This is a genomic window from Kluyvera sp. NPDC087067 (assembly GCF_044745165.1).
Taxonomy (GTDB): Bacteria; Pseudomonadota; Gammaproteobacteria; order Enterobacterales; family Enterobacteriaceae; genus Kluyvera.
Map to the genome: position 1 here is coordinate 650,289 of NZ_JBIUZS010000002.1, position 23,989 is coordinate 674,277.

Annotated in this window: 24 protein-coding genes and 2 tRNA genes; 5 read left to right on the plus strand and 21 right to left on the minus strand. The window is 52.4% G+C overall.

The genetic code is table 11. The features are described from left to right. Positions 1-60 precede the first annotated feature (60 nt). The 4 genes from infB to ACIPDS_RS08395 form a co-directional block, all read right to left on the minus strand. Positions 61-2,754 carry a translation initiation factor IF-2 gene (gene infB / locus ACIPDS_RS08380; RefSeq protein ID WP_166516793.1) on the minus strand — a complete coding sequence of 898 codons (2,694 nt, stop codon included), beginning with the start codon at positions 2,752-2,754 and terminating at the stop codon, positions 61-63. Between the two features lie 24 nt (positions 2,755-2,778). Next, complete coding sequence (gene nusA / locus ACIPDS_RS08385) at positions 2,779-4,266, minus strand: transcription termination factor NusA (RefSeq protein ID WP_400734574.1); 1,488 nt, start codon at positions 4,264-4,266, stop codon at positions 2,779-2,781. A gap of 28 nt (positions 4,267-4,294) precedes the next feature. After that, positions 4,295-4,747 (minus strand): ribosome maturation factor RimP, encoded by a 453-nt coding sequence (gene rimP, locus ACIPDS_RS08390; RefSeq protein WP_166516791.1) that lies wholly within the window; start codon positions 4,745-4,747, stop codon positions 4,295-4,297. Between the two features lie 207 nt (positions 4,748-4,954). Further along, a tRNA-Met gene (locus tag ACIPDS_RS08395) sits at positions 4,955-5,031 on the minus strand. A gap of 339 nt (positions 5,032-5,370) precedes the next feature. Here ACIPDS_RS08395 and argG point away from each other — a divergent pair. Next, positions 5,371-6,714: an argininosuccinate synthase gene (gene argG / locus ACIPDS_RS08400; protein ID WP_166516790.1), complete on the plus strand. Its 1,344-nt coding sequence runs from the start codon at positions 5,371-5,373 to the stop codon at positions 6,712-6,714. 230 nt (positions 6,715-6,944) lie between these two features. Here the strand turns inward: argG and ACIPDS_RS08405 are convergent. The 6 genes from ACIPDS_RS08405 to rlmE form a co-directional block, all read right to left on the minus strand. Next, positions 6,945-7,031 (minus strand) — tRNA-Leu (locus ACIPDS_RS08405). A gap of 13 nt (positions 7,032-7,044) precedes the next feature. Then, positions 7,045-7,377: a preprotein translocase subunit SecG gene (secG, locus tag ACIPDS_RS08410; RefSeq protein ID WP_062774195.1), complete on the minus strand. Its 333-nt coding sequence runs from the start codon at positions 7,375-7,377 to the stop codon at positions 7,045-7,047. 222 nt (positions 7,378-7,599) lie between these two features. Further along, entirely contained in the window at positions 7,600-8,937 is a 1,338-nt protein-coding gene (gene glmM, locus ACIPDS_RS08415; protein ID WP_166516789.1) for a phosphoglucosamine mutase, read from the minus strand. Further along, positions 8,930-9,778 carry a dihydropteroate synthase gene (gene folP / locus ACIPDS_RS08420; RefSeq protein ID WP_400734578.1) on the minus strand — a complete coding sequence of 283 codons (849 nt, stop codon included), beginning with the start codon at positions 9,776-9,778 and terminating at the stop codon, positions 8,930-8,932. Before folP ends, glmM begins: the two co-directional genes overlap by 8 nt. 94 nt (positions 9,779-9,872) lie before the next feature. After that, the gene (gene ftsH / locus ACIPDS_RS08425) at positions 9,873-11,804 is read right to left on the minus strand and encodes an ATP-dependent zinc metalloprotease FtsH (RefSeq protein WP_166516787.1); all 1,932 of its coding nucleotides are present in this window, start codon (positions 11,802-11,804) and stop codon (positions 9,873-9,875) included. Between the two features lie 99 nt (positions 11,805-11,903). Then, entirely contained in the window at positions 11,904-12,533 is a 630-nt protein-coding gene (gene rlmE / locus ACIPDS_RS08430) for a 23S rRNA (uridine(2552)-2'-O)-methyltransferase RlmE (protein ID WP_062774188.1), read from the minus strand. Between the two features lie 125 nt (positions 12,534-12,658). Here rlmE and yhbY point away from each other — a divergent pair, with 125 nt between their 5' ends. Further along, positions 12,659-12,952: a ribosome assembly RNA-binding protein YhbY gene (gene yhbY, locus ACIPDS_RS08435; protein ID WP_035891263.1), complete on the plus strand. Its 294-nt coding sequence runs from the start codon at positions 12,659-12,661 to the stop codon at positions 12,950-12,952. A 154-nt stretch (positions 12,953-13,106) separates the two neighbouring features. On the opposite strand, the gene greA is transcribed toward yhbY, so the two are convergent. Further along, the gene (greA, locus tag ACIPDS_RS08440) at positions 13,107-13,583 is read right to left on the minus strand and encodes a transcription elongation factor GreA (protein WP_166516786.1); all 477 of its coding nucleotides are present in this window, start codon (positions 13,581-13,583) and stop codon (positions 13,107-13,109) included. A 244-nt stretch (positions 13,584-13,827) separates the two neighbouring features. Between greA and dacB the strand changes: the two genes are divergently transcribed. Beyond that, positions 13,828-15,261: a serine-type D-Ala-D-Ala carboxypeptidase gene (gene dacB, locus ACIPDS_RS08445; RefSeq protein ID WP_400734581.1), complete on the plus strand. Its 1,434-nt coding sequence runs from the start codon at positions 13,828-13,830 to the stop codon at positions 15,259-15,261. A gap of 130 nt (positions 15,262-15,391) precedes the next feature. On the opposite strand, the gene cgtA is transcribed toward dacB, so the two are convergent. The 4 genes from cgtA to rplU form a co-directional block, all read right to left on the minus strand. Then, positions 15,392-16,567 (minus strand): Obg family GTPase CgtA, encoded by a 1,176-nt coding sequence (gene cgtA / locus ACIPDS_RS08450; RefSeq protein WP_400734583.1) that lies wholly within the window; start codon positions 16,565-16,567, stop codon positions 15,392-15,394. Between the two features lie 15 nt (positions 16,568-16,582). After that, complete coding sequence (locus tag ACIPDS_RS08455) at positions 16,583-17,548, minus strand: DMT family transporter (RefSeq protein WP_400734584.1); 966 nt, start codon at positions 17,546-17,548, stop codon at positions 16,583-16,585. A 113-nt stretch (positions 17,549-17,661) separates the two neighbouring features. Further along, complete coding sequence (rpmA, locus tag ACIPDS_RS08460; protein ID WP_052283637.1) at positions 17,662-17,919, minus strand: 50S ribosomal protein L27; 258 nt, start codon at positions 17,917-17,919, stop codon at positions 17,662-17,664. A 19-nt stretch (positions 17,920-17,938) separates the two neighbouring features. Beyond that, positions 17,939-18,250: a 50S ribosomal protein L21 gene (rplU, locus tag ACIPDS_RS08465; RefSeq protein ID WP_062774179.1), complete on the minus strand. Its 312-nt coding sequence runs from the start codon at positions 18,248-18,250 to the stop codon at positions 17,939-17,941. A gap of 256 nt (positions 18,251-18,506) precedes the next feature. Here rplU and ispB point away from each other — a divergent pair, with 256 nt between their 5' ends. Continuing rightward, a complete protein-coding gene (gene ispB, locus ACIPDS_RS08470; protein ID WP_400734587.1) occupies positions 18,507-19,478 on the plus strand; it encodes an octaprenyl diphosphate synthase in 972 nt (323 codons plus the stop codon). 193 nt (positions 19,479-19,671) lie between these two features. After that, positions 19,672-19,944 carry a DNA-binding transcriptional regulator SfsB gene (gene sfsB / locus ACIPDS_RS08475; RefSeq protein WP_166516781.1) on the plus strand — a complete coding sequence of 91 codons (273 nt, stop codon included), beginning with the start codon at positions 19,672-19,674 and terminating at the stop codon, positions 19,942-19,944. Positions 19,945-19,986: 42 nt separating this feature from the next. On the opposite strand, the gene murA is transcribed toward sfsB, so the two are convergent. The 6 genes from murA to mlaE form a co-directional block, all read right to left on the minus strand. Beyond that, on the minus strand, positions 19,987-21,246 hold the full coding sequence (gene murA, locus ACIPDS_RS08480; RefSeq protein WP_166516780.1) for a UDP-N-acetylglucosamine 1-carboxyvinyltransferase: 1,260 nt from the start codon (positions 21,244-21,246) through the stop codon (positions 19,987-19,989). Between the two features lie 65 nt (positions 21,247-21,311). Then, positions 21,312-21,566 (minus strand): BolA family iron metabolism protein IbaG, encoded by a 255-nt coding sequence (ibaG, locus tag ACIPDS_RS08485; protein WP_035891140.1) that lies wholly within the window; start codon positions 21,564-21,566, stop codon positions 21,312-21,314. 137 nt (positions 21,567-21,703) lie between these two features. Continuing rightward, positions 21,704-21,994, minus strand: a complete 291-nt coding sequence (gene mlaB, locus ACIPDS_RS08490; RefSeq protein WP_166516779.1) for a lipid asymmetry maintenance protein MlaB — start codon at positions 21,992-21,994, stop codon at positions 21,704-21,706. Continuing rightward, complete coding sequence (gene mlaC / locus ACIPDS_RS08495) at positions 21,994-22,629, minus strand: phospholipid-binding protein MlaC (protein WP_166516778.1); 636 nt, start codon at positions 22,627-22,629, stop codon at positions 21,994-21,996. Before mlaC ends, mlaB begins: the two co-directional genes overlap by 1 nt. A gap of 18 nt (positions 22,630-22,647) precedes the next feature. Beyond that, positions 22,648-23,202 carry an outer membrane lipid asymmetry maintenance protein MlaD gene (mlaD, locus tag ACIPDS_RS08500; protein WP_166516777.1) on the minus strand — a complete coding sequence of 185 codons (555 nt, stop codon included), beginning with the start codon at positions 23,200-23,202 and terminating at the stop codon, positions 22,648-22,650. 4 nt (positions 23,203-23,206) lie between these two features. Beyond that, complete coding sequence (gene mlaE, locus ACIPDS_RS08505; RefSeq protein WP_166516776.1) at positions 23,207-23,989, minus strand: lipid asymmetry maintenance ABC transporter permease subunit MlaE; 783 nt, start codon at positions 23,987-23,989, stop codon at positions 23,207-23,209.

Consider the following 23,989-nt stretch of genomic DNA (forward strand, 5'->3'; position numbering starts at 1 on the left):
TCAGCCCCTTTTGAAATAATTGCCGGGTGGCGCTTCGCTAACCCGGCCTACGATCGGTCATTAATCGATGGTACGTTGGATTTCGATAATTTCGAAGACTTCGATCATATCGCCAGTGCGTACATCGTTGTAGTTCTTAACGCCGATACCACATTCCATACCGTTACGGACTTCGTTGACGTCATCTTTGAAGCGGCGCAGGGATTCCAGCTCGCCTTCATAGATAACCACGTTGTCGCGCAGAACGCGGATTGGGTTGTGACGTTTGATGGTACCTTCGGTAACCATACAGCCCGCGATTGCACCAAATTTCGGTGATTTGAACACATCACGAACTTCAGCCAGACCAATGATCTGCTGTTTCAGTTCTGGAGACAGCATGCCGCTCATTGCTGCTTTCACTTCGTCGATCAGATGATAGATGACGGAGTAGTAACGCAGATCCAGGCTTTCAGATTCAATCACTTTACGCGCAGAGGCATCAGCACGGACGTTGAAGCCAACCAGGATAGCGTTGGATGCTGCAGCAAGCGTTGCGTCGGTTTCGGTGATACCACCTACGCCAGAACCGATGATTCTTACTTTCACTTCGTCGGTAGACAGTTTCAGCAAGGAGTCAGCGATAGCTTCAACAGAACCCTGAACGTCTGCTTTCAGTACGACGTTCACTTCGTGAACTTCGCCTTCAGTCATGTTAGCAAACATGTTTTCAAGTTTAGATTTCTGCTGACGAGCCAGCTTAACTTCACGGAATTTGCCCTGACGATACAGTGCAACTTCACGCGCTTTTTTCTCGTCACGAACAACGGTAACTTCGTCACCCGCCGCAGGAACGCCGGACAGACCCAGGATTTCAACTGGAATAGACGGACCTGCTTCCAGAACTTCCTGACCCAGTTCGTTACGCATTGCACGAACGCGGCCGTATTCGAAGCCACACAGTACGATATCGCCCTTGTTCAGAGTACCTTCACGTACCAGGACGGTAGCCACTGGGCCACGACCTTTGTCGAGGAAGGATTCGATAACCGCGCCGCTTGCCATACCTTTACGAATCGCTTTCAGCTCCAGAACTTCAGCCTGCAGCAGGATAGCGTTCAGCAGGTCATCGATACCGGTACCGGCTTTCGCAGAAACTGGGATGAACTGTGATTCGCCGCCCCACTCTTCCGGCATAACGCCGTACTGAGACAGTTCGTTCTTCACGCGATCCATATCGGCTTCTGGCTTATCGATTTTGTTGACTGCAACAACCATCGGTACCTGCGCAGCTTTCGCGTGCTGGATAGCTTCGATAGTCTGCGGCATCACGCCGTCGTCTGCTGCAACAACCAGAACAACGATATCCGTTGCCTGCGCACCACGAGCACGCATAGAGGTAAACGCGGCGTGCCCCGGGGTGTCCAGGAAGGTGATCATACCGTTGTCAGTTTCAACGTGGTATGCACCGATGTGCTGGGTAATGCCGCCCGCTTCGCCAGAGGCCACTTTCGTTGAACGAATGTAGTCCAGCAGAGAGGTTTTACCGTGGTCAACGTGACCCATGATGGTCACAACCGGTGCGCGCGGTTCAGCCGCAGCGCCGGTGTCACGGTCGCTCATCAGCGCTTCTTCCAGCTCGTTTTCACGACGCAGGATAACTTTGTGGCCCATCTCTTCAGCAACCAGCTGTGCGGTTTCCTGATCGATAACCTGGTTGATGGTCGCCATTGCGCCCAACTTCATCATCGCTTTGATGACCTGAGAGCCTTTGACCGCCATCTTGTTCGCTAATTCGCCAACGGTGATGGTTTCGCCAATCACAACGTCACGGTTAACGGCCTGAGCTGGCTTCTGGAAGCCCTGCTGCAGGGAAGAACCTTTACGCTTACCGCCTTTACCGCCGCGACCCGCAGCACGCGCTTCTTCGCGGTCTGCTTTAGATTCAGCGTGCTTGTTGCCTTTCTTCTGAGGGCGAGCAGCTTTGGTCGCAGTACGGGTACGGCCACGACCGCCTTCAACTTCACGGTCATTTTCGTCTTCAGCCTGACGAGCATGCTGAGAGGTGGTGACGTGATAATCGCTGGCATCTTCAGTTGGTTCAGCAGCGGTGTTCACACCATTCTTTTCGTTTTCTTCCGCCATACGGCGAGCCTCTTCCGCTACGCGGCGGGCTTCTTCTTCCAGCTTACGGCGCGATTCTTCTTCAGCTTTGCGCTTCAGCTCAGCGGCTTCATTTTCACGGCGGGCTTTGTCGGCCTGGGCGGTTTTTGTCATATCGTCGGTCTGTTGATTGCTCACTTTGTCTTTTTCCGCAGCTTCACGTTTCGCTTTATCAGCGGCTTCACGTTTAGCTTGTTCTGCGGCCTCACGTTCGGCTTTTTGTTGCGCCTCGCGTTTAGCAGTTTCTTCTGCTTCACGACGGGCTTGCTCTTCCGCTTCACGCTGCGCCTGCTCTTCCGCGGCCAGGCGTTCAGCCTCTTGCGGATCGCGTTTCACAAAGGTGCGTGTCTTGCGGACTTCGATTTGTACCGATTTACTTTTTCCACCGGTACCTGGAATGTTGAGAGTACTGCGCGTTTTGCGCTGCAAAGTCAACTTATCCGGCGCCGAGCCGTTTTCACGGTTCAAATGCGCCAGTAAGGTTTGCTTCTCTTGTGCGGACACAGAGTCATCAGCAGCCTTCGGGATACCTGCATCAGCAAATTGCTGTACCAGGCGATCCACGGAGGTCTGTATTTCTGCAGCCAGCGATTTTACGGTTACATCTGTCATACTGTTCCTTCCTGCTACAGTTTATTACGCTTCGTCACCGAACCAGCAAATATTACGGGCAGCCATAATCAGCTCACCGGCTTTTTCGTCGGTTAACCCTTCGATATCAGCCAGATCATCAATGCCCTGTTCGGCGAGTTCTTCCAGCGTACAAACACCACGGGCAGCCAGTTTGAAGGCCATTTCGCGATCCAATCCTTCCAGATTCAGCAGATCGTCAGCCGGTTTGTTATCACCGAGGCTTTCTTCCTGGGCCAGTGCCAGAGTGGTCAGTGCGTTTTTAGCACGCTCGCGCAGCGCTTCAACGGTGTCTTCATCCAGGCCGTCGATAGCCAGCAGCTCTTTCATTGGCACGTAGGCCAGTTCTTCGAGCGTTGCAAAGCCTTCTTCAACCAGCACGGTTGCGAAATCTTCATCAATATCGAGATATTTGGTGAAGGTATCGATAGCAGCGTGTGCTTCAGCCTGGTGCTTAGCCTGCAGGTCATCAACGGTCATTACGTTGAGTTCCCAGCCACTGAGCTGAGAGGCCAGACGGACGTTCTGGCCATTACGACCAATCGCCTGAGCCAGGTTACCGGCTTCAACGGCGATATCCATGGTGTGCTTGTCTTCGTCAACCACGATGGATGCAACATCAGCCGGTGCCATCGCATTGATGACAAACTGCGCCGGGTTATCATCCCACAGGACGATATCAATGCGCTCGCCGCCGAGTTCAGTCGAAACTGCCTGAACACGTGCGCCACGCATACCAACGCAAGCACCTACCGGATCGATACGTTTGTCGTTAGTTTTAACGGCAATTTTCGCACGAGAGCCAGGATCGCGAGCGGCGGCTTTGATTTCAATCACTTCTTCGCCAATTTCCGGCACTTCAATGCGGAACAGTTCGATCAGCATTTCCGGCTTAGAACGGGTGACGAACAGCTGTGCGCCACGAGCTTCTGGACGTACAGAGTATAAAACACCACGAATACGGTCGCCCGGACGGAAGTTTTCACGCGGCAGCATATCTTCGCGCTGGATAACGGCTTCAGCGTTGTTGCCCAGATCCAACGAAATATTGTCGCGGTTTACTTTCTTCACCACGCCGGTGACGATTTCACCTTCGTGCTCACGGAACTGGTCGACGACCATCGCACGTTCAGCTTCACGTACTTTCTGGACGATAACCTGTTTTGCCGTCTGGGTGGTGATACGGTCGAAGGTGACAGATTCAATCTGATCTTCAACGTATTCACCCACGTTCAGACTTTCGTCTTCGTAACGCGCGGCTTCCAGGGTGATTTCTTTGGTTGGCTGGGTCACTTCTTCAACAATAACCCAACGGCGGAACGTGTCGAAATCACCGCTACGACGGTCAATTTCTACACGCACATCAATTTCTTGCTCGTATTTTTTCTTGGTTGCTGTAGCCAGCGCACTTTCCAGCGCTTCAAAAATTTTCTCGCGTGGCAGTGATTTTTCGTTGGAAACGGCTTCAACAACGGCCAAAATTTCTTTGTTCATCGCGGGCTTTTCACCTCAATCCAGACTGTTAAAAGTGGGGAACCAGGTTCGCCTTCTGGATATTACTCAGCGCGAACACTTCATCTTTACCATCGACTGTAACGGTGATCATTTCACCGTCCACCGCTTTGATAACGCCCTGCCATTTACGACGGTTTTGAACCGCCATACGCAGTACCAGCGTCACCTCTTCACCCAGGAAGCGTACATAGTGTTCAGCGGTGAACATAGGACGGTCGAGGCCCGGAGAGGACACTTCCAGGTTGTAAGCAACGGTAATCGGATCTTCTACATCCATTACAGCGCTTACCTGGTGGCTCACATCAGCACAATCATCAACATTGATGCCATCTTCACTATCAATATAGATGCGCAGTGTGGAAGTGCGGCCACGAATAAATTCGATGCCGACCAGTTCATAGCCCAGGGCTTCAACCGGCGCTGTAATCATCTCTGTTAATTTTTGCTCTAATGTGGACAAACCCACCCCCAAGACATAAAAAAAGGGCATAAAGCCCAGTTATTCTGTAGTCAGATAACAAAAAACCCCGATAAATCGGGGCTTTAGATAACTGAACCCTATAGCCGCAACTGCGGCCTGGAGAACCTTCCGAAAGAATTTTTTTCAAATCCAACTCCGAAGGCCTAAGTCTTCACAGTATATTTGAAAAATAACTCTAAGGGAAAGTGGTTGCGGGGGCCGGATTTGAACCGACGACCTTCGGGTTATGAGCCCGACGAGCTACCAGGCTGCTCCACCCCGCGCCTGAAACGAACGTGGCAAATTTTACGCGTTTTGAGTAAAAAATGCAAATAATGCTGGGATTTGGTACCGAGGACGGGACGTAAAATCGACCTACAGTATAGTGATGTGGCTCACAGCTTGTCAACCTCACATTCTATGCAGAAGAAATGCGTTTGCCATCGCGGTAAGGTTATCCCAATGGCCTACACTGATAGCGCGGATTTTTTGAATAAAAATGCATGAATCACTTCCAGTCACAAGCAAAAGATGATTAAATTAAAACTCATTTATTTTGCATAAAAATTCACTGACAGCGGAAAGCGATTCCCCCTTCAGTCACTTAAGCAGGGTTTTACTTTATGACGACGATTCTCAAGCATCTTCCAGCAGGTCAACGTATTGGTATCGCCTTCTCTGGCGGTCTTGACACCAGCGCAGCGCTGCTGTGGATGCGACAAAAAGGTGCGGTCCCTTATGCATATACTGCAAACCTGGGACAGCCAGACGAAGATGATTATGATGCAATTCCTCGTCGTGCTATGGAATATGGTGCCGAGAACGCTCGCCTGATCGACTGCCGTAAGCAGCTGGTTGCTGAAGGTATCGCCGCCATTCAATGCGGTGCTTTCCATAATACCACCGGCGGCCTGACCTACTTTAACACCACCCCGCTGGGCCGCGCAGTAACCGGCACCATGCTGGTTGCCGCCATGAAAGAAGATGGCGTTAATATCTGGGGCGACGGCAGCACCTATAAAGGCAACGACATCGAGCGTTTTTATCGCTACGGTCTGCTGACGAATGCTGAACTGCAGATTTACAAACCCTGGCTGGATACCGATTTTATTGATGAACTGGGCGGACGCCATGAAATGTCCGAGTTTATGATTGCCTGTGGTTTCGACTACAAAATGTCGGTTGAAAAAGCTTACTCAACCGATTCCAACATGCTGGGTGCAACCCACGAAGCTAAAGATCTCGAGTTCCTGAATTCCAGCCTCAAAATCGTTAATCCGATCATGGGTGTAAAATTCTGGGATGAAAATGTGAAAATCCCTGCGGAAGAAGTGACCGTCCGTTTTGAGCAGGGCCATCCCGTCGCGCTGAACGGTAAAACCTTCAGCGATGACGTTGAATTAATGCTGGAAGCTAACCGCATCGGCGGACGCCACGGTCTGGGGATGAGCGACCAGATTGAAAACCGTATTATCGAAGCGAAAAGCCGTGGTATTTACGAAGCCCCGGGAATGGCGCTGCTGCATATCGCCTACGAGCGTCTGCTGACCGGCATTCACAACGAAGATACCATTGAACAGTATCACGCCCACGGCCGTCAGCTGGGTCGTCTGCTGTATCAAGGTCGCTGGTTCGACTCTCAGGCGCTGATGCTACGTGATGGTCTGCAACGTTGGGTTGCAAGCCAGATTACCGGTGAAGTCACGCTGGAACTGCGTCGTGGTAATGATTACTCGATTATGAACACCGTGTCCGACAACCTGACCTATAAGGCAGAGCGTCTGACCATGGAGAAAGGTGAATCCGTCTTCTCACCTGACGACCGTATTGGTCAATTGACCATGCGTAATCTGGATATCACCGATACCCGCGAAAAGCTGTTCGGCTATGCGAAGTCCGGTCTGCTGACCGCGTCTGCCGCAACCGGCCTGCCTCAGGTTGAGAATCTGGAAAACAAAAGTAAATAAACGAGTAAGAAAATGAGTGAAAGGCCGCGTATGCGGCCTTTTTTGTATTCTGGGTTATGGTGTTGTAGGCCGGATAAGGCGGTTACGCCGCCATCCGGCAATGTGCGCTTGTGCCTGATGGCGCTACGCTTATCAGGCCTACGGCATATACAACACCATATACACCACACCGCAAGTACAAACTACAGACGAAAAAAAAGACGCTTTTCAGCGTCTTTCTTTCGGAATATTGGTACCGAGGATGGGACTCGAACCCACAAGCCCGTTAGGGCACTACCACCTCAAGGTAGCGTGTCTACCAATTCCACCACCTCGGTACAGATACTGCTATTAGTGCGGGATATCGCTGGTCGGCTGGGCCGGTGCAGCTGGCTGAGTCTGCTCGGTGTTAGCCGGTGCAGTCAGGTTTTCCCACTCACTTCCTTTATTGGTCTTGTTACTGTTGATGTTACCCAGTACCAGACTGATAATGAAGAACAGCGTCGCAAACACGGCGGTCATACGGGTCATGAAGTTACCAGAACCACTTGAACCAAACAGCGTGCCGGAAGCGCCTGCTCCAAAGGAGGCTCCCATATCAGCGCCTTTACCTTGTTGCAGCATAACGAGGACCACAAGGCCAATCGCTACAATAAGGAAAACTACTAAAAGAGCTTCGTACATAATCAACCTGTTCCTTGCGGGGTCACCGCGTACCAGTGCCTCAACCAATAAAGCGGGAGATTTATTTTCCCACTGAAGCGGGTGTGAATACTAACCAAAGCGAATGACCTTCGCAAGGGCAATTTCGACACATTGTATCAACTGCGGAAAAAAACAGCAAAACAACGGTGAATCATGCAAAAAAAGGCGGCAAGCGCCGCCTTTTTAGTCACTTAGCGAGCATTAAACCGCTTTTACCGCATCAGCAATCCGGTGGGCAAATGCCGTCACCTGTTCGGCGTCTTCACCTTCAACCATCACGCGAATCAACGGCTCAGTGCCTGATTTACGCAACAGCACACGCCCGCGGTTGCCCAGCGCGGCTTCCACTTCTGCCGCCGCCGTTTTCACGGCATCATTCTCCAGTGGATTGGATTTGCCGTCGGTATAGCGAACGTTGACCAGCACCTGAGGGAACATTTTCATCCCGCTGCACAGGTCGTGCAAACTCATATGGTTACGCACCATGGCCGCAACGACCTGCAGGCCCGCAACGATACCGTCACCGGTGGTGGTTTTGTCCAGCAGGATAACGTGGCCGGAGTTTTCCGCCCCAATTCGCCATCCTTTCTCCTGCATTTTTTCCAGCACGTAGCGGTCACCAACTTTGGCGCGCGTGAAAGGAATGCCCAGCTGTTTGAGGCCGACTTCCAGCCCCATGTTGCTCATCAGCGTCCCGACAGCGCCACCGCGCAGCTGACCCTGACGCAACGCTTCACGGGCGATGATATACATGATTTGGTCGCCATCGACTTTATTGCCTTCGTGGTCAACCATAATCACGCGATCGCCGTCGCCGTCCAGCGCAATACCCAGATCGGCTTTCTCCGCCAGCACGCGCGCTTGTAGCGCACGAACGTCCGTCGCGCCGACTTCTTCGTTAATGTTTACGCCGTTCGGCTCGCAGCCAATCGCAATAACATTCGCCCCCAGTTCACGCAGCACGTTCGGTGCGATGTGATAGGTCGCGCCGTTGGCGCAGTCCACCACAATCTTCAATGCGTTGAGGTTAAGTTCGTTGGGGAAAGTGCCTTTACAGAATTCGATGTAGCGGCCAGCTGCATCCACAATGCGGCTGGCTTTTCCGAGCTCAGCGGAGTCGACGCAGGTCAGCTCTTTTTCCATCTCGGCTTCAATTGCTTCTTCAACGTCATCCGGCAATTTGGTGCCGTCGATGGAGAAGAATTTAATGCCGTTATCGTAGAAGGGATTGTGGGATGCGGAGATCACAATACCGGCTTCTGCACGGAAGGTACGGGTCAGATAGGCCACCGCAGGGGTCGGCATAGGGCCGGTAAATGAGGCGGATAACCCCGCCGCAGCCAGCCCAGCCTCTAACGCAGACTCCAGCATATAGCCGGAAATACGCGTGTCTTTACCGATAATGATTTTACGCGAACCGTGGCTTGCAAGGACTTTACCTGCCGCCCAGCCCAGCTTCAGGACAAACTCAGGGGTAATCGGTGAGTCTCCTACACGGCCACGGATCCCATCGGTACCAAAATATTTGCGATTACTCATAATGTTTTTTTCCTTTCGCAGACAGGGTGGCTTCTACCACTCGCATCGCTTCAACAGTTTCTTTGACGTCGTGGACGCGAACAATATGCGCGCCCTGCATGGCTGCAATCACGGCACACGCCAGGCTGCCGCTAAGACGGTCTGACGGCCCCACATTGAGCAGTTGGCCAATCATCGATTTACGCGACATACCGACAAACAGCGGTAAGCCAAAATGATGGAATTCTGACAAACGCGCCAGTAACTCATAATTATGGGAGAGATTTTTACCGAAACCGAAGCCCGGGTCGAGCAGCAATTTTTCTTTTGGGATCCCGGCCTTCTCGCAGCGAGCGATTTGTTCGACAAAATAGCGATTCACATCGGCAAAGACATCATCATATTTCGGCGAATCCTGCATGGTTTTTGGATTACCCTGCATATGCATCAACGACACGGGCAGACCCGTTTCTGCCGCCGCTTCCAGCGCCCCGGGTTCGCTAAGCGAACGGATATCATTGATGATATGCGCGCCTACTCGCGCTGATTCGCGCATGACCTCAGGTTTAGAGGTATCGACAGAAATCCAGACTTCAAAACGCTGGGCAATGGCTTCGACCACCGGGATAACGCGCTCAAGCTCTTCATCAACGCTCACATCCAGTGCCCCAGGACGTGTGGATTCGCCGCCAACATCAATGATTGTCGCACCGGCGTTAATCATCAGATTTGCATGTTTCACCGCCTCAACCAGCGTGTTATGCGTGCCGCCGTCGGAGAAAGAGTCAGGCGTAACGTTGAGTATTCCCATGACGTGCGGATGGGAAAGATCCAGGATGGAGCCCTGGGCGGTGAGTTTCATAAAGAATCCTTTTTATTTCTTGATGTTGAATAGAAAAAACCCCAGGGCAAGCCCCAGGGTTTCAGGTAAAGCACGGTTATCCACGAAGGAGAACTTATTTGTCGCCGAACTGCTCTGACATGGTGCCAGAGTCCGGTGCCGGTGGCTCATCAACTGGACGCGGAGCACTTGGTTTACCCGTGCTGCCAGAGTTGTTGGATGAACCCGGTTCTTCCCAACCCGCTGGCGGACGCACATCGCGGCGAGCCATCAGATCGTCGATCTGCGGTGCATCGATAGTCTCATATTTCATGAGCGCATCTTTCATCGAGTGCAGGATGTCCATGTTTTCGTTCAGAAGCTGACGCGCACGATTGTAGTTACGTTCGATAAGCGCTTTAACTTCCTGGTCGATGATACGAGCCGTTTCATCAGACATGTGCTTCGCTTTAGCGACAGAGCGGCCCAGGAACACTTCACCCTCTTCTTCTGCATACAGCAGCGGACCGAGTTTGTCGGAGAAGCCCCATTGGGTCACCATGTTACGTGCCAGGTTAGTCGCCACTTTAATGTCGTTCGACGCACCGGTAGAAACATGCTCTACGCCGTAGATGATTTCTTCCGCCAGACGACCACCGTACAGGGTAGAGATCTGACTTTCCAGTTTCTGACGGCTGGCGCTGATCGCGTCGCCTTCAGGCAGGAAGAAGGTCACACCCAGCGCACGGCCGCGCGGAATAATCGTTACTTTGTGCACCGGATCGTGCTCTGGTACCAGGCGACCGATAATCGCGTGGCCCGCTTCGTGGTAGGCGGTGGATTCTTTCTGCGCTTCCGTCATCACCATGGAGCGGCGTTCCGCACCCATCATGATTTTGTCTTTCGCTTTTTCGAACTCAACCATGGATACCACGCGCTTGTTACCGCGAGCTGCAAACAGTGCCGCTTCGTTCACCAGGTTCGCCAGGTCTGCACCGGAGAAGCCAGGAGTACCACGCGCAATGATTGCCGCATCGATGTCCGGGGACAGCGGTACGCGACGCATATGCACTTTCAGAATCTGTTCACGACCGCGAACGTCTGGCAGACCCACCACAACCTGACGGTCGAAACGACCTGGACGCAGCAGCGCTGGGTCAAGTACGTCTGGGCGGTTAGTTGCCGCGATAACGATAATACCTTCGTTACCTTCAAAGCCATCCATCTCAACCAGCATCTGGTTCAGCGTCTGCTCACGTTCATCATGACCACCGCCCAGGCCTGCGCCACGCTGGCGGCCTACGGCGTCGATTTCATCGATGAAGATGATGCACGGAGCGGCTTTCTTGGCCTGTTCGAACATGTCACGCACACGAGATGCGCCGACACCCACAAACATTTCCACGAAGTCAGAACCAGAAATAGTGAAGAACGGAACCTTGGCTTCACCCGCGATGGCTTTTGCCAACAGGGTCTTACCGGTACCCGGAGGGCCGACCATCAGGACGCCTTTCGGGATTTTACCGCCCAGTTTCTGGAAACGGCTCGGCTCACGCAGATATTCAACCAGTTCGGCTACTTCATCTTTCGCTTCGTCACAACCAGCAACGTCAGCAAAAGTGGTTTTGATCTGGTCTTCTGTGAGCATGCGCGCTTTGCTCTTACCAAACGACATGGCACCTTTGCCACCGCCGCCCTGCATCTGACGCATGAAGAAGATCCAGACACCGATCAAGAGCAGCATTGGGAACCAGGAAATGAAGATAGAAGCCAGCAGGCTTGGCTCTTCTGGTGGTTCACCCACAACCTTGACGTTTTTCGTCAGCAGGTTATCAAGCAGCTTCGGATCGTTAACCGGAAGATAAGTCGTGTAACGGTTACTATCTTTCTTGGTAACGTTGATCTCACGTCCGTTGATACGCGCTTCGCGAACCTGATCGTTATTGACCTCTTGCAGGAAGGTAGAATAATCCACCTTGTGGCTGTTCGATTCGCTGGGCCCAAAGCTCTGGAATACTGACATCAGCACGACGGCAATGACCAGCCAGAGTATTAGGTTTTTCGCCATGTCACTCAAGGGATTAACCTCTTATTACAACTGTGTTAAAAACAGCGTCAGGATACGCTATATCCGTCATCATTCAAACTTTCGTTTAAACTCTTACGGTTATGGTTTTCGCCCGGTCGCTACAATGTACACTTCACGCGAACGCGCACGAGAAGAGTCCGGCTTACGAACTTTGACCTTCGTAAACAGGGAGCGAATTTCCCTTAGATACTCATCGAAACCTTCGCCCTGGAACACTTTCACTACAAAATTTCCGCCTGGCGCTAATACATCACGAACCATTTCAAGCGCCAGCTCCACCAGATACATGGCCCGGGGGATATCAACCTCCGGCGTTCCGCTCATGTTTGGTGCCATATCTGACATGACAACTTGTACCTTACTGTCACCCACTCGCTCCAGTAATGCCTTCACCACGAGTTCATCACGAAAATCGCCTTGAAGGAAGTCCACACCAACGATTGGATCCATAGGTAAAAGATCGCAAGCGATAATGCGGCCTTTGCCGCCAATCTGCGTGACCACGTACTGTGACCAGCCTCCTGGGGCAGCACCGAGGTCAACTACCGTCATCCCCGGCTTAAAAAGTTTGTCACTTTGCTGTATTTCATCAAGTTTAAACCAGGCACGGGAACGTAACCCCTTTTTCTGTGCCTGTTGAACATATTTATCGCTAAAGTGTTCCTGGAGCCAGCGGCTTGAGCTGGCAGAACGCTTTTTACCTGTCATTTAACATTCCCATAGGGGCAGTTCATCGTAACCTTTGGCGTAAATTTCTACGCATCATTTGGTGATATAAGGGAGATGGCGGTAGAATGACCCGTTTTCAATCCCAACGTAAGCAAAAATATACGATGAATCTGAGTACTAAACAAAAACAGCACCTGAAAGGTCTTGCACATCCGCTCAAGCCAGTAGTTATGCTTGGCAATAATGGTTTGACCGAAGGGGTACTGGCCGAGATTGAACAAGCGTTAGAGCACCATGAACTTATCAAGGTGAAAGTCGCCTCGGAAGATCGCGAAACCAAAACCTTGATCGTGGACGCTATCGTGCGCGAAACCGGCGCCTGTAACGTACAGGTCATCGGTAAGATGCTGGTACTTTATCGCCCTGGTAAAGAACGCAAAATCTCGCTGCCACGTTAAGAGTATCCTAATTTCTGACACAAGATTGTGTTAAATGAGGGATTTTCTTTACGAGGGCTAGCAACATGCCACGCTCTTAAGCTTGATAAAAGGCCGCTATGCGGCCTTTTTCTTATCTTTACACTCAGTCAACATTTTGAGTGTCGAACAAATCTTACAGATAATCCACTTTCAGGATTTCGAACTCAACTTCGCCGCCCGGCGTACGGATGACAACGACATCATCCTGCTCTTTGCCAATCAGACCGCGAGCAATAGGAGAGTTCACTGAAATCAGGTTCTGCTTAAAGTCCGCCTCGTCATCACCCACGATACGGTAAACCTGCTCTTCATCGGTATCAAGATTCAACACTTTTACGGTAGCACCGAAGATAACGCGGCCGTTGTTCGGCATCTTAGTGATATCGATAACTTGCGCATTAGACAGCTTCGCTTCGATATCCTTGATACGCCCTTCGCAGAAGCCCTGCTGCTCGCGGGCAGCGTGGTACTCAGCATTTTCTTTCAGATCGCCATGCTCTCGCGCTTCAGCGATAGACGCGATGATTTCTGGGCGACGTACGGACTTGAGAAAATCCAGTTCTTCACGCAGTTTTTCTGCCCCGCGGAGGGTCATCGGAATAGCTTGCATCGTTATACCTCTTAAACATACCTGTAGGGAGCGGTTCCCCCGCTCCGGCCGTTAAGCCCGCCAGTATCGCTATCGACACCAGGCCAGAAGCAAAAGAAAACCGACCCGGGTACTAAGCCCAGGTCAGCAGTATTTTTTAATTTGATACGCATTTTACCCTGAAGTTCACTACGGGTCATCGTTTACTTTACAGGGCTTTGCACCGTAGTATGACGGCTTGTTTCCAGGTTGTTAGCGCGAGATTATGCGATTTTCCAGATTTATCATCGGATTGACCACCAGTATAGCGTTTAGCGTTCAGGCCGCGAATGTTGATGAATATATCAATCAACTCCCTGACGGGGCCAACCTTGCACTGTTAGTGCAGAAGGTCGGTGCCTCTGCGCCGTTGGTGGATTATCACGGCCAGCAGATGGCGCTTCCAGCCAGTACCCAAAAGGTGCTCACCGCGTTGGCAGCATTGCTACAACTGGGCCCTGATTTTCGTTTTACCACCACACTTGAAACCAAAGGCAGCATTGATAATGGCACGCTGAAAGGCGACCTTATTGCGCGATTTGGCGGCGATCCGACGTTAAAACGTCAGGATATTCGCAATATGGTGGCGACGCTTAAAAAGGCAGGCGTGCAAAATATCGAGGGTAACGTACTTATCGATACCTCCATTTTCGCCAGCCATGATAAAGCGCCAGGCTGGCCGTGGAACGATATGACCCAATGCTTTAGCGCGCCGCCCGCTGCCGCAATCATCGACCGCAACTGCTTCTCCATTTCACTCTATAGCGCCCAAAAAGCTAACGATCTGGCGTTTATCCGTATCGCATCGTACTACCCGGTGACGATGTTCAGCCAGGTGCGTACGCTCGCTAAAGGCTCACCGGATGCACAATATTGCGAACTGGACGTGGTGCCAGGCGATTTGAACCGCTTTACGCTAACCGGCTGCCTGCCACAACGCGCGGAGCCTCTGCCGCTGGCGTTTGCCATTCAGGATGGCGCAAGCTATGCCGGGGCAATAATCAAAGATGAACTCAAGCAGGCGGGGATCACCTACAGCGGCACCCTACTGCGCCAGACTCTGGTAAACGAACCCGGAACCGTGCTCGCTAGCAAGCAATCCGCGCAGCTGCACGACTTGCTGAAGATCATGCTGAAAAAGTCTGACAACATGATTGCCGATACCGTATTCCGCATGGTCGGTCATTCGCGCTTTGGCGTACCCGGTACCTGGCGCGCGGGATCCGATGCCGTCCGGCAGATCCTGCGCCAGCAAGCGGGCGTCGATTTGGGCAATACGATTATTGCCGATGGCTCCGGCCTGTCTCGCCATAACCTGATTGCGCCAGCAACCATGATGCAGGCGTTACAGTACATCGCCCAGCATGACAATGAGCTGGATTTCATCTCGATGTTACCGCTCGCCGGACACGATGGTTCGTTGCAGTACCGCGCCGGTCTGCATCAGGCGGGGGTTGACGGTAAGGTGTCGGCGAAAACCGGCTCTCTGCAAGGGGTGTATAACCTGGCGGGCTTTATCACTACCGCTAGCGGTCAAAGAATGGCATTTGTGCAATATCTTTCAGGTTATGCGGTTTCCCCTGCCGACCAGAGGAATCGTCGTATTCCGTTGGTTCGCTTTGAAAGCCGGCTGTATAAAGATATTTATCAGAACAATTGAGTTCGGTGCTGCCGGATGGCGCTTGCGCTTATCCGGCCTATAAAGTACATAACAAAACGGGCCGCGATTGCGGCCCGTTTATATAGGTACGGCGGATGAAACGCGCTAGCGTCGCTCTCCGGCGCCAGGATTAGCGTTGGTAGATAAACTCTACGCCTTCCTCGTCGTCTTCATCCCAGTCGTCATCTTCATCGTCTTCTTCCGCTTCAGCGGCGACTTCGTCAAGCTGCTGACGGTGGTAGTCATCCCACATGAATTCGACTTTCTCTGGCTGTTTGGCTTCTTCAGCCTGCACCACTGGGTTCTCAATGATGAAGTTCATCACGTCCCAGCACAGGTCTTTAACGCCAATCTGGCTTGCCGCAGAAATCAGGTAGTATTTATCTTCCCAACCCATCGCCTCGGCAATGGCCTTCGCTTTCGCTTCCGCGTCCGCTTTATCCATGGTGTCGATTTTGTTGAAGACCAACCAGCGTGGTTTACTCGCCAGCTTCTCGCTGTATTTCTCAAGCTCACCAATGATGATGCGCGCGTTTTCAGCCGGGTCAGAACCATCGATTGGATCGATATCAATGATGTGCAGCAGCACACGGCAACGTTCCAGGTGCTTCAGGAAGCGGATACCTAAGCCTGCACCTTCGGATGCCCCTTCAATTAGACCCGGGATATCGGCAACCACGAAGCTCTTCTCGTTATCGACACGCACCACGCCAAGGCTCGGTACCAGTGTCGTAAACGGATAGTCTGCCACTTTTGGTTTCGCCGCAGAGACGGAACGGATAAAGGTGGATTTACCGGCATTCGGCATCCCCAGCATCCCGACATCGGCCAGCAGCATCAGTTCGAGCTGCAGGTCACGCTTATCGCCCGGCGTACCCATCGTCTTCTGACGCGGAGTACGGTTAACGGAGGATTTAAAGCGGGTGTTGCCCAGACCGTGCCAGCCACCTTTCGCCACCATCAGACGCTGACCGTGTTTGGTCATATCGCCCATGGTTTCACCGGTGCCCTGGTCAATAACACGCGTACCGACCGGCACCTTGATGGTGACGTCTTTGCCGCGCTTACCGGTACAGTCACGGCTTGCGCCGTTCTGACCACGTTCTGCACGGAAAGATTTTTCGAAACGATAGTCGATCAGGGTGTTCAGGTTTTCGTCAGCTTCCATCCAGACGTCGCCACCATCACCACCGTCGCCGCCGTCAGGGCCGCCACGCGGGATATATTTTTCACGGCGGAAGCTTACGCAACCATTACCGCCATCACCTGCGACTGCCAGGATCGTTGCTTCATCAACAAACTTCATTTTACTCTCCGTAAATCATTCGCCTGCGCGGGGCAACGGAACAACCGTTTCACGCTTACGCCACCGCCCCCAAAGACGATGACCAATGGCGGAATACATCGCGCCCGCAACCACGATAACCGCACCGAGATAACCTAGTAGGTTAAGCATCGGTCGGGCGAAGAAATCGGGCCAGGCCATTGATAAAAGATCTGAAAATAACAGTGTAAACAGGGGAGTCAGCGTCACTAACGCGCTCACCTGCGCCGCCTGCCAGCGCGCCATGGCTTCTGCCAGCGCCCCATAACCGACCAGTGTGTTCAGTCCACAGAAGATCAGACAGGCTAGCTGCCAGTCGCTTAGTTGCCCGATAACCTCAGGCTTTGCGAGCGGCAACAATGCAATAGTACATAAAGTGTACAATAAAAAGAGGATCTGCTGCGAGGCCATTCGCCGCAATAACACCTTTTGCGCGACGCCGTAACTCACCCAGACCATCGCCGCACCCACCCCGAAGATGACACCCCAGGTATAGTCAGTGAGACGAGTAAAAATCTCGATCAGGCTGGTGTTGAAAAACATCAGCAGACCGCAGATAAGCATGATTGCGCCAAATATCTGCGTACCGCGCATCTTCTCTTTGAGGATAAAGACGCTGGCAATCATCATGCCGACAGGCGAGAGTTGGCCTATTACCTGCGATGCCGTTGGGCTAACGTACTGTAGCGATGAGCTAAACAGCACGAAATTACCGAACAGCCCACCGGTTGCGATGAGCAGCAATACCAACCAGCGTGGATTGCGAAAAATCTGCAAAGAAGGCAGCTTGCGCTTCCATGTCAGAATAAGGCCGAGACCACAGCTCGCCATCAGGAATCGATAGAAAACGACGGTAGGCGGTTCCATAACTTCCAGAACCTGTTTCATGGCAATCGGTAATGCGCCCCAGCATATTGCCGTCGTAAGCGCCAAAAGAATGCCAATCCCCGCCTGCTGCTTCATACCGGATTCCCTGCCTTCAAACGGTGGTACAACCCATCATTTTCCTGGCGTCGAATGTAAAAAGCCCCGCAACACGTTGCGGGGCTTTCATCCGTTACCGGGACGCGAAAAACTTATTCAGCAACAATGCTGATAAAACGACGGTTTTTCGGGCCTTTCACTTCGAATTTCACTTTACCGTCTGCTTTAGCAAACAGTGTGTGGTCTTTGCCGCAGCCTACGTTTGAGCCAGCGTGGAACTGAGTACCACGTTGACGAACGATGATGCTACCAGCCAGAACGGATTCGCCGCCGAAGCGTTTTACGCCCAGACGTTTAGCTTCTGAGTCGCGACCGTTACGAGTCGAGCCACCAGCCTTTTTATGTGCCATTTAATCTGCTCCTCTTAACTTAAGCGCTGATGCCAGTGATTTTCACATCAGTGAACCACTGACGATGGCCTTGCTGCTTACGGTAGTGTTTACGACGACGAAACTTAACGATTTTAACTTTCTCGCCACGACCATGAGCAACAACTTCAGCTTTGATTACGCCGCCATCAACGAAAGGAACGCCGATTTTGACTTCTTCACCGTTTGCGATCATCAGAACTTCAGCGAATTCGATAGATTCGCCAGTTGCGATGTCCAGCTTTTCCAGGCGAATGGTCTGACCTTCGCTTACTCGGTGTTGTTTACCACCACTTTGGAAAACCGCGTACATATAAACTCCGCTTCCGCGCACAACTTCATGTGATTCAGAGTGCGCTATAAATATTCACAATAGGGCGCGAATATTACGCAAAACGTGAGCCTTTGACAAGTGCTACCATCAATAGATGCAGAAAAAAAACACAACCGGCACGACAACGTTTATCTGAGGCGTTTTTTCAGTACAATCGTAGCCACAACGCTAACGTAAAACCTTCATTATCCCGAATGGATAAGTGGTAAACAGGACACTAAGCCCGGCTTTTGCGATGAATTTACAACAAATCAATGAGTTAACCGCGCAGGATATGGCGGGTGTCAATGCGACGATTCTTGAGCAGCTCAACTCGGATGTCCAGTTGATCAATCAGCTAGGCTATTACATCGTCAGCGGTGGCGGAAAACGTATCCGCCCGATGATTGCCGTGCTGGCCGCTCGCGCCGTTGGCTATGAGGGCAATGCCCATGTCAATATTGCCGCGCTTATCGAATTTATTCATACCGCGACCCTGCTGCACGATGACGTCGTCGATGAGTCGGATATGCGTCGTGGCAAGGCAACGGCGAATGCTGCTTTTGGGAACGCTGCCAGCGTACTGGTAGGCGACTTTATTTACACCCGCGCATTTCAGATGATGACCAGCCTCGGGTCGCTGAAAGTCCTGGAAGTGATGTCTGAAGCCGTAAACGTGATTGCTGAAGGTGAAGTGCTTCAGTTGATGAACGTCAACGATCCTGACATCACCGAAGAAAATTATATGCGTGTGATTTACAGCAAAACCGCGCGCCTGTTTGAAGCGGCGGCCCAATGTTCCGGCCTGCTCGCTAATTGCACGCCCGAGCAGGAAAAAGGGCTCCAGGACTATGGTCGCTATCTGGGAACCGCTTTCCAGCTAATCGATGATTTACTCGACTATAGCGCTGATGGCGAAACGCTGGGGAAAAACGTCGGGGACGATCTCAACGAAGGCAAACCGACCCTGCCTTTGCTGCATGCAATGCGTAACGGCACCCTGGAGCAGGCGCTGCTGATTCGCGGCGCGATTGAACAGGGTAATGGACGTCATCTGCTCGAACCGGTTCTCGAAGCGATGGCGGCGTGTGGTTCTCTGGAGTGGACGCGCCAGCGTGCCGAAGAAGAGGCCGATAAAGCCATTGCCGCCCTCTCCCCTCTGCCTGATAACCAATGGCGTGATGCGCTTATCGCCCTCGCCCACATCGCTGTGCAACGCGATCGTTAATCTTCTCCCGCGCGGACTCCGCGCGGGAAACTTCCCAAACATGCCAAAACGCCCCCTTGTCTTAGGGCCAAAAATTAACTTATTCCGAATTTAAAGAAACTTACTAGAACTTTTTAGAAACTTCCTGAAAAGAGCGATACAGTACATTCCTCATTCGACATGATGATTTAAACAGTATTCTCAGGGAGGAAGTATGGATAAGCTTATCGACTGGCATCCGGCAGATATTATCGCGGGGTTGCATAAAAAAGGCACGTCAATGGCCGCAGAATCACGTAAGAACGGCCTCAGTTCGTCGACGTTAGCCAATGTGCTGTCGCGCCCCTGGCCGAAAGGGGAAGTGATTATTGCGAAGGTGCTGGAAACTGAACCGTGGATAATCTGGCCATCGCGCTATCACGATCCGATAACCCATGAGTTTATTGATAGAACGAAAGCAATGCGCAGGTCTGACCGGGAAAAATAACGCCCTCCAGATGGGCCAGAGGGCGTGTAACAAGCGTTGCGATTACTCGCCCTTAATACGCTCGATGTTCGCGCCTAACGCGCTTAGCTTGTCTTCAATGCGCTCATAGCCACGGTCGATGTGATAAATACGGTCAACGATCGTGGTTCCCTGAGCGATACAGCCTGCCAGCACGAGGCTTGCAGATGCGCGCAGGTCGGTTGCCATGACCTGAGCGCCTGAGAGCTGCTCTACGCCGTGACAAATGGCGGTATTGCTTTCAATTTCCGCATGTGCGCCCATACGGATAAGTTCCGGTATGTGCATAAAGCGGTTTTCAAATACCGTTTCGGTGATAACACCAGTACCTTCTGCCACCAGGTTCAGCAAGGTGAACTGCGCCTGCATGTCGGTTGGGAAAGCAGGATGTGGCGCGGTACGCACGTTGACCGCTTTCGGGCGCTTGCCGTGCATATCCAGGCTAACCCAGTCTTCACCAATTTCAACGTCTGCGCCGGCTTCACGAAGCTTAGCCAGTACCGCATCCAGGGTGTCTGGTTTCGCGTTACGACAAACAATTTTGCCGCCGGAAATCGCCGCCGCCACCAGGAAGGTGCCGGTTTCAATACGGTCAGGCAGAACGCGATACACGCCGCCGCCCAGGCGCTTAACGCCTTCGATAGTAATGCGGTCGGTACCCTGGCCGCTCACCTTCGCGCCCATCGCATTGAGGAAGTTCGCCGTATCGACGATCTCCGGCTCACGCGCGGCGTTTTCGATGACGGTTGTCCCTTCCGCCAGCGTCGCGGCGGTCATGATGGTGACGGTCGCGCCAACGCTGACCATGTCCATCACGATGTGTGCGCCTTTCAGACGACCATTCACGGACGCTTTGACGTAACCTTCTTCCAGTTTGATTTCCGCACCTAACTGCTCAAGGCCAGAAATGTGCAGATCGACCGGACGTGCGCCGATGGTGCAACCGCCAGGCAAAGACACCTGACCCTGACCAAAACGCGCCACCAGCGGCCCTAATGCCCAGATAGAAGCACGCATGGTTTTCACCAGGTCGTACGGCGCGCAGAATACGTTCACCGAACTTGCATCAATCCATACCGAACCATTGCGTTCAACCTTCGCACCCAGCTGCGTCAGCAGCTTCATGGAGGTATCAACGTCTTTCAGTTTTGGTACGTTTTGGATCTCAACCGGGTCTTCTGCCAGCAAAGCGGCAAAAAGAATCGGCAGGGCTGCATTTTTTGCACCGCTAATGGTGACCTCACCCTGAAGGCGGGTCGGCCCCTGCACACGAAATTTATCCATCAAATCTAATCTCTGTTAAGTATTCACGTTCGCCACCGGAAAAGTGATGCCACTTTTCCCCTGGCTCAAAAACCGTTGAGTTTGCGATCGCGTGCCCACTCTTGCGGGGTATACGCTTTGATCGACAGGGCATGGATGCGGTTGTCCGCAAGGTACTCCATCAGCGGGCCGTAGATAGTCTGCTGCTTCTTAACCCGGCTCATGCCATCAAACATCTCACCCACAGCAATCACCTGGAAGTGGCTGCCATCACCAGAAACGAGAACTTCCTGAAGGGAGAGTGCGTTCATTAGCACGGTCTGAATTTCATTATTTTCCATAGGTTCGCATTTCATTTGAGAGTGAAAACAGCCCCACATCTTAGAGGAAAGTGACGCAGTCTTAAACAAGCAAAAAGCCCCATCGTTGAGATTGATGGGGCTTTAAGAATATTGGCGACAATAACGTACTGAAATTTTTAAGGGATCATATCTTCGGGCAGATTATATAACCCTTTCAGCGTGGCGACTTTTTCGCTTACGCCTTCAAGGCTCGGCGTGCGCCCCTGGACGCGAATCAGCTCGACCAGATGCACCAGCAGTGCCAGACCCGCCGTATCCACCCGGCTCAAGCCGCTGAGGTCAATCACCGATACGCCCTGCGTTGCGTCCTTTCTGGCGTCCCAGAGAGACACCAGAAAGTCCTGATCCAGCTCACCGTGCAGCGCCAGGCGTTCGCCTTCGCGTGTCCAGCTTAACTGTTCGGCCATTATTTTTTCTGTTCCAGAGTGATTGGCTGTGCAGAGATAGATTTCAGCTGTGCAGTCAGGCCATCAATGCCCTTGGTACGCAGCAGATCGCTCCACTCATTTTGCTTAGTGGTGATCATGCTCACCCCTTCCGCAATCATGTCGTAAGCCTGCCAGTTACCCGACTGGGTATTTTTACGCCACTGGAAGTCCAGACGTACCGGCGGGCGACCGTTTGGATCAACGATAGTCACGCGGATTGGCACGATGGTGGCATCGCCCAGAGGCTGCTCAGGCGCAATCTGGTAAGTCTGACCGTGGTACATCGCCAGCGCCTGACCGTATGCCTGTTTCAGGTATTCGCGGAACGCGGTGAAGTACGCTTCACGCTGAGCTGGCGTAGCATCTTTGTAGTAGCGACCCAGTACCAGCGCACCGGCATATTTCACCTGCACGTACGGCAGCAGTTCCTGATCGACGACATCACGCAGGTAGTTAGGGTTAGAACGAATCTTCGGCTGTTCATTCTTCAGGCGGTCGAACGTTTTTTGCGCCGCTTCATTCATCAGCTTGTAAGGGTTAGTCTGGTCTGCCGCCGTAGCCGCCGTTAAAGGCGCAATCACCAACATGGCGACCATCAGTAAACGTTTAAACATGTCGAGTATCTCCTGAGATTAATTCGTCGAGCCAGTAGCAGGCGCTGCCGTATCAGTATGTTCGTCAGTTGACGTTTTCGCATCGCCTGAATTCTGATTGTCGCCGCCTTTGCTGTTGTAAAGGAACTGACCAATCAAGTCTTCGAGCACCATTGCTGATTTCGTGTCCTGAATGACGCTGCCGTCTTTAAGGATAGACGTTCCCAGTTCCGGGTCTTCAAAACCCACATTCAGCGCCAGGTATTGCTCACCCAGCAGACCCGAGGTGCGAATCGCCAGCGAACTGGTGTCGGGAATATGGTCATAGCTGTCTTCAATGTCGATAGCCACGCGCGGTAAATAGGTTTTTGGATCCAGCGAGATATCGGCAACACGCCCAATCACCACGCCGCCAATGCGCACCGGCGAACGGCTTTTCAGGCCGCCGATGTTATCGAAGGTGGCATAAACACGGTAAGTTGGTGCAGATTTAATTGACGACACATCCGCCGCCTTCAGGCAGATAAACAGCGCCGCCAGCAGGGCAACCAGCAGAAAAATACCGACCCAGATTTCACTCTTTTTCGTTTGCATTCACTCAATTCCCAAACATCAGTGCCGTCAGCACAAAGTCCAGCCCAAGAACAGCCAGCGACGCATGCACCACGGTACGGGTGGTCGCGCGGCTAATTCCGGCAGAAGTGGGGATTGCATCGTAACCGTTAAATAACGCAATCCATGTCACCGTAATGGCGAAAACAACGCTTTTGATCAGGCAGTTCACCAGATCAAGACGCCAGTCCACCGCATTTTGCATTGCCGACCAGAAGAATCCGGCATCAATCCCTTTCCAGCTGACGCCGACCAGAGAGCCGCCCCAGATCCCCACGGCAACGAAAATAATCGTCAGCAGTGGTAAAGAGATAACGCCCGCCCAGAAGCGCGGAGAAATGACGCGACGCAGCGGATCGACGGCCATCATTTCCATACTGGAGAGCTGTTCGGTGGCGCGCATCAGGCCAATTTCGGCGGTCAACGCTGAACCCGCGCGTCCGGCAAAGAGTAACGCGGCAACCACCGGCCCCAGCTCGCGCAGCAGCGATAGCGAGACCAGCATCCCGAGGCTGGTCTCGGCGCTGTACGTTGTCAGCACCAGATAGCCCTGAAGCCCCAGCACCATGCCGATAAACACGCCCGACACAATGATGATAACCAGTGAAAGTACGCCGACGTTATAAAGCTGACGAATCAGCAGCGGCGCGTGTTTGCGAAACTCTGGCTTGCCGATAACGGCATTGAATAACATTAACCCGGCGCGCCCAAACGTTGCGATGGTCTTAATACCGCGATGTCCCAGCGCTGCCAGTGCATTTAACAGCAT

Coding starts and splice junctions, on each gene's coding strand:
- rpmA (WP_052283637.1), bottom strand. CDS start 17,919: ATGGCACATAAAAAGGCTGGTGGCTCGACTCGTAACGGTCGCGACTCA.
- infB (WP_166516793.1), bottom strand. CDS start 2,754: ATGACAGATGTAACCGTAAAATCGCTGGCTGCAGAAATACAGACCTCC.
- dacB (WP_400734581.1), top strand. CDS start 13,828: ATGCGATTTTCCAGATTTATCATCGGATTGACCACCAGTATAGCGTTT.
- sfsB (WP_166516781.1), top strand. CDS start 19,672: ATGGATAAGCTTATCGACTGGCATCCGGCAGATATTATCGCGGGGTTG.
- ispB (WP_400734587.1), top strand. CDS start 18,507: ATGAATTTACAACAAATCAATGAGTTAACCGCGCAGGATATGGCGGGT.
- rplU (WP_062774179.1), bottom strand. CDS start 18,250: ATGTACGCGGTTTTCCAAAGTGGTGGTAAACAACACCGAGTAAGCGAA.
- mlaC (WP_166516778.1), bottom strand. CDS start 22,629: ATGTTTAAACGTTTACTGATGGTCGCCATGTTGGTGATTGCGCCTTTA.
- argG (WP_166516790.1), top strand. CDS start 5,371: ATGACGACGATTCTCAAGCATCTTCCAGCAGGTCAACGTATTGGTATC.
- glmM (WP_166516789.1), bottom strand. CDS start 8,937: ATGAGTAATCGCAAATATTTTGGTACCGATGGGATCCGTGGCCGTGTA.
- nusA (WP_400734574.1), bottom strand. CDS start 4,266: ATGAACAAAGAAATTTTGGCCGTTGTTGAAGCCGTTTCCAACGAAAAA.
- greA (WP_166516786.1), bottom strand. CDS start 13,583: ATGCAAGCTATTCCGATGACCCTCCGCGGGGCAGAAAAACTGCGTGAA.
- yhbY (WP_035891263.1), top strand. CDS start 12,659: ATGAATCTGAGTACTAAACAAAAACAGCACCTGAAAGGTCTTGCACAT.
- ACIPDS_RS08455 (WP_400734584.1), bottom strand. CDS start 17,548: ATGAAGCAGCAGGCGGGGATTGGCATTCTTTTGGCGCTTACGACGGCA.
- mlaB (WP_166516779.1), bottom strand. CDS start 21,994: ATGGCCGAACAGTTAAGCTGGACACGCGAAGGCGAACGCCTGGCGCTG.
- secG (WP_062774195.1), bottom strand. CDS start 7,377: ATGTACGAAGCTCTTTTAGTAGTTTTCCTTATTGTAGCGATTGGCCTT.
- ibaG (WP_035891140.1), bottom strand. CDS start 21,566: ATGGAAAATAATGAAATTCAGACCGTGCTAATGAACGCACTCTCCCTT.
- rlmE (WP_062774188.1), bottom strand. CDS start 12,533: ATGACAGGTAAAAAGCGTTCTGCCAGCTCAAGCCGCTGGCTCCAGGAA.
- ftsH (WP_166516787.1), bottom strand. CDS start 11,804: ATGGCGAAAAACCTAATACTCTGGCTGGTCATTGCCGTCGTGCTGATG.
- mlaE (WP_166516776.1), bottom strand. CDS start 23,989: ATGCTGTTAAATGCACTGGCAGCGCTGGGACATCGCGGTATTAAGACC.
- mlaD (WP_166516777.1), bottom strand. CDS start 23,202: ATGCAAACGAAAAAGAGTGAAATCTGGGTCGGTATTTTTCTGCTGGTT.
- folP (WP_400734578.1), bottom strand. CDS start 9,778: ATGAAACTCACCGCCCAGGGCTCCATCCTGGATCTTTCCCATCCGCAC.
- cgtA (WP_400734583.1), bottom strand. CDS start 16,567: ATGAAGTTTGTTGATGAAGCAACGATCCTGGCAGTCGCAGGTGATGGC.
- murA (WP_166516780.1), bottom strand. CDS start 21,246: ATGGATAAATTTCGTGTGCAGGGGCCGACCCGCCTTCAGGGTGAGGTC.